Source organism: Rouxiella sp. Mn2063 (assembly GCF_049319665.1).
In the GTDB taxonomy this organism is placed as follows: domain Bacteria; phylum Pseudomonadota; class Gammaproteobacteria; order Enterobacterales; family Enterobacteriaceae; genus JBMOUD01.
Genome location: NZ_JBMOUD010000017.1, coordinates 95,459 through 102,304, shown reverse-complemented (window position 1 = coordinate 102,304; position 6,846 = coordinate 95,459). Strand labels below are relative to the sequence as shown.

Annotated in this window: 7 protein-coding genes; 3 read left to right on the top strand and 4 right to left on the bottom strand. The window is 49.2% G+C overall.

The window, feature by feature from the left end:
- Positions 1-812: 812 nt before the first annotated feature.
- The 4 genes from ACL9RG_RS19785 to trmB form a co-directional block, all read right to left on the bottom strand.
- Positions 813-1,544 (bottom strand): DUF2884 domain-containing protein, encoded by a 732-nt coding sequence (locus ACL9RG_RS19785; protein ID WP_422794357.1) that lies wholly within the window; start codon positions 1,542-1,544, stop codon positions 813-815.
- 95 nt (positions 1,545-1,639) lie between these two features.
- Positions 1,640-2,566: a glutaminase B gene (gene glsB / locus ACL9RG_RS19780; protein WP_422794356.1), complete on the bottom strand. Its 927-nt coding sequence runs from the start codon at positions 2,564-2,566 to the stop codon at positions 1,640-1,642.
- A 206-nt stretch (positions 2,567-2,772) separates the two neighbouring features.
- A complete protein-coding gene (locus ACL9RG_RS19775) occupies positions 2,773-3,099 on the bottom strand; it encodes a YggL family protein (RefSeq protein WP_422794355.1) in 327 nt (108 codons plus the stop codon).
- The gene (gene trmB, locus ACL9RG_RS19770; RefSeq protein ID WP_422794354.1) at positions 3,099-3,818 is read right to left on the bottom strand and encodes a tRNA (guanosine(46)-N7)-methyltransferase TrmB; all 720 of its coding nucleotides are present in this window, start codon (positions 3,816-3,818) and stop codon (positions 3,099-3,101) included. The genes ACL9RG_RS19775 and trmB overlap by 1 nt, the downstream gene beginning before the upstream one ends.
- Positions 3,819-4,164: 346 nt before the next feature.
- On the opposite strand from trmB, the gene mutY reads away from it, so the two are divergent.
- From mutY to mltC, 3 genes are all read left to right on the top strand, one after another.
- On the top strand, positions 4,165-5,268 hold the full coding sequence (gene mutY, locus ACL9RG_RS19765; protein WP_422794353.1) for an A/G-specific adenine glycosylase: 1,104 nt from the start codon (positions 4,165-4,167) through the stop codon (positions 5,266-5,268).
- Entirely contained in the window at positions 5,265-5,537 is a 273-nt protein-coding gene (locus ACL9RG_RS19760) for an oxidative damage protection protein (RefSeq protein ID WP_422794352.1), read from the top strand. Before mutY ends, ACL9RG_RS19760 begins: the two co-directional genes overlap by 4 nt.
- A 72-nt stretch (positions 5,538-5,609) precedes the next feature.
- Positions 5,610-6,689 (top strand): membrane-bound lytic murein transglycosylase MltC, encoded by a 1,080-nt coding sequence (gene mltC, locus ACL9RG_RS19755; protein WP_422794351.1) that lies wholly within the window; start codon positions 5,610-5,612, stop codon positions 6,687-6,689.
- Positions 6,690-6,846 lie beyond the last annotated feature (157 nt).

Sequence of the window (6,846 nt, the reverse complement as noted above, 5' to 3'; positions counted from 1 at the left end):
AATATCCAGCCCAGTGGAGGCCATGTTTCAGAAGCTTCCGTGATAGCGCAAATTTCATCCCTTCGGGATGCCCGGCTACGGATACGAGCCAACGATAAAGCCGTTGTCTCTTAATCACTTGCCGGTGAAATTTTGAGTGCGCTAGGTGGCGTTTGAATCAACGCTGGGATTTTTTAAAAATGGATTAGTGAATTTTTCGGCTTTTCAAATGCAGTGTTCAATGAGGCGTTGCAGCCTAAGCCGCCATAAGGGTAGCGCGCTACCCTTAAGAATCCCGCGCTTTTTTTGATACTTCAATATCCAGCCCAGTGGAGGCCATGTTTCAGAAGCTTCCGTGATAGCGCAAATTTCATCCCTTCGGGATGCCCGGCTGCGGATACGAGCCAACGATAAAGCCGTTGTCTCTTAATCACTTGCCGGTGAAATTTTGAGTGCGCTAGGTGGCATTTGAATCAAGTTCAAAGGCAATGGCTGTTTAGTTTTTGACGTAAAAAGCTTGATGGCGCACTCAAAATTTCACTGACGAGTTGATGGAGAGACGGCGAAGTCTTTTTGAGCTGGCTCGAATCCGAGGAAGGAATGGCGGAGCCATGAAATTTGCGCCTATCACTGTGGCACCTGAAACATGGCCTCCACTAGATCAAGGTTCTAATGAATCGAAAGGGCTGGAGATTCCAAAGAGGAAAGCCCAATTTCCTCTTTGGTCGGTTCGGTCAACAGAACCACATTAAACACCGGATTTGAAGAACCGAAATTTGCACTATTCTGCTATTCACAACATTCCGGCGGTTCTAAACCGCCCAAATCTCGCTCTAGTTTTTAATCTCTGCCAGTAATGATTTCCGCTGCGTTTCCAGCGACGTCACTCGCTTACAAACATCATTGCCGAAGCTTTGGAATTCGGTTTCATTCTTACGCCATTCGGCCTGTACGGCTTGCTGTAATCCACCTAGGTTGCTCATCATGGCTTGTAACGGGTTGCCGCCGGAGGTGGCTTGTTTGAGGCCCATTTCGTTCATGCTGTCTTGCATCACGCCACCCATGCTTTGCTCGACCAAACGGCGGCCGTCTTGTTCAACTTGCGCAATGGCCTGATGGTGGAAGGTTAATCCGTCGCTGCGATGTTCGATGATGCGGTTCATCTGCTGCTTGAGCAGTTCGTCGAGTTTGGTAAGACGGTTACGCACGTTGCTGTCAGCACCGAGCTGTTTAACAATCACACCGTCAATTGCCACTTTGGCTTTGTCCAGATGGGCTGATGCACCTTGGTCAATCCAAGGCAAGTCACGACGCAATGCGGCTTGGTAATCAATTGCCTGTTGGCGCGCTTTAGCGCTCAGATTTACCGCGCTGCCATTTTGCGATACATCACCATTCGGGCTAATCAGTAAGTTGCCGCTGGCACCGACGACCTGCACGCTTTGTGGTTTGATAACGATGTCGTCTTTAGGATTAGCGCTGCACTGATAATCAGCCTGCGCTTGCCAGGCCGTCAACGCTAATAACCCAAATAATCCGTACTTCAATCCAGCTTTTACTCGCATATTTTCTCCGTTAAACCAAAAGAGCCAAGAGTGATAACAGGCTCTTATTCAGGTTTTGACTCAGATCCTATCTCAACATTCGCTTCAGATAGGTCTTAAAAAATGGAACGGCCAATACGTTGCGCCAATAGCTCTAAGGCAGCGGTTCCGGCTAAAGAGTTCCCTGCCGGGTCTAATTCAGGTGACCAGACGGCGATACACATTTCGTTGGGTACAATTGCAATAATGCCGCCGCCTACGCCAGATTTACCCGGCATACCTACGCGATAGGCGAATTCACCCGCGCCGTCGTACATGCCGCTGGTGACCATTAATGAATTAATATGCCTTGTCTGGCGCGGGTCGATAAGGTATTCATCACTGCCCAACGGCCGGCCTTTGTTAGCTAAATACACAAAGGTACGCGCCAGTTCGACGCAGCTCATACGCAGCGCACAATAATGGAAATAGGTCTGTAAAACGGTAAGTACGTCGTTCTCAAAGTTGCCGAATGACTTCATCAGATAAGCGATAGCCGCATTGCGGTCTGAATGCTCAAACTCGGAACGAGCGACGTCGCGATCATATTGGATATCCGGTTCACCGGAAAGCTGGCGTACCACTTCTAACATGCGCTGTTTCGGCGCGCTCAGGCGTGTTTGTAGCAAGTCACAAACCACCAGCGCCCCAGCATTGATAAACGGGTTACGCGGTTTGCCCTTTTCCAACTCAAGCTGAACCAGCGAGTTAAAAGGCTGCCCAGAAGGTTCTTTGCCAACTCGCTGCCAGATGTCTGCCTCTTCATAGCGAGTCATCGCCAGGCTCAGGCTCAATACTTTGGAAATAGATTGAATTGAAAAGCGTTGCTCGGCATCGCCGGAAGAAAACTGCTGTCCATCAACAGTACATACCGCAATGCCGAGTCCCAACGGGCTGACATCCGCCAGCGCAGGAATATAGTCTGCAACTTTGCCCTTGCCGATTAATGGCCGCACTTGATGAAGGATCTCTTCCAACAAGCCGTTATCTAAATCAGTTGTCACTCTTGCTCCCTCAGAGAAGATATATACCCAAAACAATTGGCGTTGCATCAAGGCGGCAAGGGAGTTCATCCCGATGAGCTTACACGAGTAAGTGATCCGGGTGAGCTCGTGTAGTCAACACAGATGCGGCTTCAAGTATGACGGGTATAACTAAGGCGCCAAAAGGCGCCTTGTTCAGCAAAACACAGCGTGACGCGTGGTAGAGATCAATCCCACCAGATGTCGAACAGATCGCTGACTTCAACGTCTTGCATTTTATGGTCTTCCAACCATTTTTTAACTTGAGCACGGTGCTCATCAGTGCAATGACCGATTTCCTGCAGGCAAACCAAACCTTCCCATTGCAGGTAGCCGCTGCCATCAAAGGCCAGCTTGTTCGGCTCAATAACACCATCAATAAAGGCATCAAGTGCTGCATCGATAGCCTCAACTTCAGTGCCTTCAGCAAAACGCCATTTTACTGAGAAACCCAGTTCCTGAAACTCTTCAATGTGTAACTTCTTACGTAAACGACGACTGCGATTCGTAGCCATTATTGCTTCCTCTCAAACATCAGATCCCATACGCCGTGGCCTAAACGCTGGCCACGCATTTCGAACTTGGTTACCGGACGCGATTCCGGGCGCGGAACATAGTTGCCGTCCGCCGACAGGTTGCCATAAGCAGCAACGCCGGTCATGACTTCTAACATATGCTCGGCATAAGGCTCCCAGTCGGTCGCCATGTGGAATACACCACCCACTTTCAGTTTACGACGCACCAGCTCGACAAAAGTCGTTTGCACGATACGGCGTTTATTATGGCGTGCTTTGTGCCACGGGTCTGGGAAGAATAGCTGTACCATGTCCAATGAGCCATCTGGGATCATGGTTTCCAACACTTCTACCGCATCGTGACACATCACACGCAGGTTCTCGACGCCCTCTTCGTGCGCGGTCGCCAGACAAGCGCCTACGCCCGGTGAATGGACTTCGATACCAATAAAGTTTTGCTCGGGATGCTGCTTAGCCATCGTCACTAACGAGGTGCCCATCCCAAAACCAATCTCCAGCACGGTATGCGCCTGGCGACCAAACAAGGCTGAAATATCCAGCGGCTGAGCCTGATATTCAACGCCCATAATCGGCCAGTAATGATCTAATGCATGCTGCTGGCCTTTTGTCAGTCGGCCCTGACGACGGACGAAGCTGCGAATTCGACGCAGTGCGCGACCGTTTTCATCAAACTCTGGTGAAATAACGTCATTTTTCATAGTGCATTCTATCTTTTGGCTGGAGTTAAGTGTCTATTCGAAATCGCTATACCCAATAGCTATCCACAATCAATCTATACACAATCGTTAGCCAACGGCTGGCAACTGCATACGAACAATGACTCTAAAATGTGAAGTATCGCGGGTATATTTCGAATAGAGGCTAAAGAAAGCCGCATTATCCAAAGATAGCAAGCATAAGCAAGTACTCGTTTCGCCTTCCCCCCTTTATAATAGCGCCCACTAAGAGCGGAAAGTTCCGGTTTACACTCTAATAACTCTGTGCTGGAATCCCCAGCTGAGTTTTGAGTCTTCAATTTCTTCAATCGGGAATAAAAATACCCCTATGATGGACGCGCACAGCTTCGCGCCGCTGGTACTCGATTGGTATCAGCGCTTTGGCCGAAAAACCCTGCCGTGGCAACTGGAAAAGACACCTTATAAAGTTTGGTTGTCTGAGGTGATGCTGCAACAAACGCAGGTGACGACCGTTATTCCCTATTTTGAACGATTTATGCAGCGGTTCCCGACGGTGGCCGACCTGGCTGGCGCACCGCAAGATGAAGTTCTGCATTTATGGACCGGACTAGGCTATTACGCCCGTGCCCGCAATTTGCACAAAGCGGCGCAGCAAGTGGTGGACAAACACCAAGGCGTTTTCCCTACTTCATTTGAGGATGTAGCAGATTTGCCTGGGGTTGGGCGCTCAACCGCGGGTGCCGTACTCTCGCTATCACTAGGCCTGCACTTCCCCATTCTTGATGGCAACGTCAAGCGCGTGCTGGCACGTTGCTATGCTATCGACGGTTGGCCGGGTGAGAAAAAAGTCGAAAATCGCCTGTGGAAAATCAGTGAAGAGGTGACGCCAGCCAAAGGCGTTGAGCAGTTTAATCAGGCGATGATGGATTTAGGTGCGATGGTGTGTACTCGTTCTAAGCCTAAATGTGAGCTTTGCCCTCTTAATACCCGCTGCCTGGCTTATGCGCACCATAGCTGGCAGAAATATCCTGGTAAAAAGCCAAAAAAAACGCTGCCAGAGAAAACCGCCTTTATGTTGATGATCCAACATGGCGACCGCGTGTGGCTGGAACAGCGTCCTTCGGTAGGTTTGTGGGGAGGATTGTTTTGTTTTCCACAGTTTAGTAGTGAACAAGAACTGGAAAATGGCGTCGCCAAATACGGTGTCAGCGTAGAGAAGCTAGAGCAGATGGTGGCGTTTCGTCATACATTTAGCCATTTCCACCTCGATATCGTCCCAATGTGGCTAAATATCGCCTCTGTATCCCGCGGTTGCATGGATGAAGGTGCCGGTCTCTGGTATAACTTAGCGCAACCGCAGTCGGTTGGATTGGCCGCGCCGGTCGCTAGCCTGTTGGCTCAACTGGCAAAATCATCCCCCCGCCAACAACGATTATTTGGCAACAGCGCCATAGACGAGGAATTAGCATGAGCAGAACCATTTTTTGTACCTTACTGCAAAAAGAAGCGGAAGGTCAGGATTTCCAGCTGTATCCAGGTGATGTGGGCAAGCGTATCTATAATGAGATCTCTAAAGAAGCTTGGGCGCAATGGCTGACTAAACAAACCATGATCATCAATGAAAAAAAACTCAGCATGATGAATCTCGATGACCGCAAACTGCTGGAACAAGAGATGATCAAGTTCCTGTTTGAAGGTCATGATGTGCAGGTTGACGGTTATACGCCGCCAGAAAAGTAAGATTATTAACCTTTTAAGGGCCATTCAAAACTTACATGGCCCGGCTTCTTTCATCAGGATATGGTTTGTAAGATGAAGAAAATTTTAGCGTTGTTGGTTATCGCGCCTTTGCTGATTTCCTGTTCGAGCAATAAAGGCGAACAGTTTAATGAAGCTTATGTCAAAGACACCAACGGCTTCGATATTTTGATGGGGCAGTTTGCCAATAACATCGAAAACATTTGGGGCATCAATGAAGTCCTGATTGCCGGCCCGAAAGACTACGTAAAATATAGCGATCAATACGAAACACGTAGCCACATCAACTTTGATGCCGGTACCATTACCATTGAAACGATTTCTGGCGTTGACCCGATGGCAAAATTACGCCAAGCGATTGTCAGCACCTTATTAGTCGGTGACGATGCGACTTCCGTCGATCTTTACTCCGACGCCAACGATATTCAAATCAGCAAAGAGCCTATGCTTTACGGCCAGGTGCTGGATAATACCGGTCAGCCGATCCGCTGGCAGGGTCGCGCCACTAACTTTGCCAACTATTTGATTCAAAACAAACTGCAAAGCCGCCAGTCCGGCATGCATTTGATTTACTCGATTACGATTCAGATGGTGCCAAACCACCTGGATAAGCGTGCGCACAAATATCTGCCGTTGGTACGTGCTGCCGCTGCGCGTTATGGCGTGGATTCCTCATTGATTCTGGCGATTATGCAGACCGAATCAGCATTCAACCCGTATGCGGTGAGTAATGCCGATGCGCTCGGCCTGATGCAGGTTGTTCAGCACTCCGCTGGCGTAGATGTATTTAAATCCGAAGGGCGTTGGGGTAAACCAAGCCGCAGCTATCTGTTTGATCCTGCTAATAACATCAATACCGGTACCGCCTATCTGGCGATACTGCAAGATTCTTATCTTGCCGGGATCAGTAACCCGACGTCGCGGCGTTATGCCGTCATCACCGCCTATAACGGTGGGGCAGGCAGCGTATTACGCGTGTTCAGCAGTGATAAAAACAGAGCCTTTAACATCATCAACAGCATGTCGCCAGATGATGTTTACCAGACACTGACCACCAAACACCCATCGGGTGAATCACGTCGCTATCTGTACAAAGTCACCAAAACGCAGAAAAGCTATCGACGTGCCGGCTAAGTAAGCCGACAACAGGTTGAAAGGTGTTCTTGCGGCAAAACAACTCGCGGGGCTTAATAGCCCCGCAAGTTGTTAGTACAGATGAAAAAACAGCCCTTCAGTTTTTTACCTTCAATCCCTTGGCCTTCCATCTGTTGACCTTCAATAGCGCATCTTG

Bases quoted from the DNA above. Each gene is read 5' to 3' on its own strand.
- ACL9RG_RS19760 (WP_422794352.1), top strand. From the start codon at position 5,265: ATGAGCAGAACCATTTTTTGTACCTTACTGCAAAAAGAAGCGGAAGGT.
- mutY (WP_422794353.1), top strand. From the start codon at position 4,165: ATGATGGACGCGCACAGCTTCGCGCCGCTGGTACTCGATTGGTATCAG.
- ACL9RG_RS19775 (WP_422794355.1), bottom strand. From the start codon at position 3,099: ATGGCTACGAATCGCAGTCGTCGTTTACGTAAGAAGTTACACATTGAA.
- trmB (WP_422794354.1), bottom strand. From the start codon at position 3,818: ATGAAAAATGACGTTATTTCACCAGAGTTTGATGAAAACGGTCGCGCA.
- mltC (WP_422794351.1), top strand. From the start codon at position 5,610: ATGAAGAAAATTTTAGCGTTGTTGGTTATCGCGCCTTTGCTGATTTCC.
- ACL9RG_RS19785 (WP_422794357.1), bottom strand. From the start codon at position 1,544: ATGCGAGTAAAAGCTGGATTGAAGTACGGATTATTTGGGTTATTAGCG.